Source organism: Rhizobacter sp. P1_G5 (assembly GCF_056405435.1).
Genome location: NZ_JBFUCB010001163.1, coordinates 1 through 674, shown reverse-complemented (window position 1 = coordinate 674; position 674 = coordinate 1). Strand labels below are relative to the sequence as shown.

General features: G+C 69.7%; 2 protein-coding genes. Both read left to right on the top strand.

The genetic code is table 11. The annotated features are described in order from the left end of the window. On the top strand, positions 1-232 hold a 232-nt coding region (locus AC1D12_RS34750), incomplete at its 5' end, for a permuted SH3 domain-containing protein (RefSeq protein WP_477845591.1). A 37-nt stretch (positions 233-269) separates the two neighbouring features. Next, positions 270-674, top strand: a 405-nt coding sequence (locus AC1D12_RS34745) for an ABC transporter ATP-binding protein (protein ID WP_477845590.1), incomplete at its 3' end; no start/stop codon positions are given.

Sequence of the window (674 nt, the reverse complement as noted above, 5' to 3'; positions counted from 1 at the left end):
GCCCAAGGGCGTGCTGGTGCCGCCGCAGGCGCTGGTGCAGCGCGACGGCGGCACGGTGGTGTTCGTCGTCGCCGACGGCCGCGTGCAGCAGCGCAGCGTGAAGCCGGCCGGCGGCGACATCGGCGGCCAGAAGCTGCTGCCCGATGCGGTGAAGGCGGGGGAGCGCGTCGTCGTGTCGCCGCCGGAATCGCTGAAGGACGGTGCCGCGGTGCGGCCCGACGAAACCGAGTGATCTGCATTTCAACAAGACAGAACCCCCAGGAGAACCCATGACCCAGCTGATCGAGATCCGCGACCTGTCGAAGGTGTACGAGCGCGGCCGCCAGAAGGTCGAGGTGCTGCACCACATCGACCTCGATGTCGACCAGGGCGACTTCGTCGCGCTGATGGGCCCRTCGGGCTCGGGCAAGACGACGCTGCTGAACCTGATCGGCGGGCTCGATGCGCCGACCGGCGGCAGCATCAGCGTCGGCGGCCAGCGCATCGACCAGCTCAAGTCGGCGGCGCTCGCGAAGTGGCGCGCCTCGCGGGTCGGCTTCGTGTTCCAGTTCTACAACCTGATGCCGATGCTGTCGGCGCAGCGCAACGTCGAGCTGCCGCTGCTGCTGACCAAGCTGTCGGCCACCGAGCGCAAGAAGCGCGCGGCGATCGCGCTGCAGCTGGTGGGCCTGGCC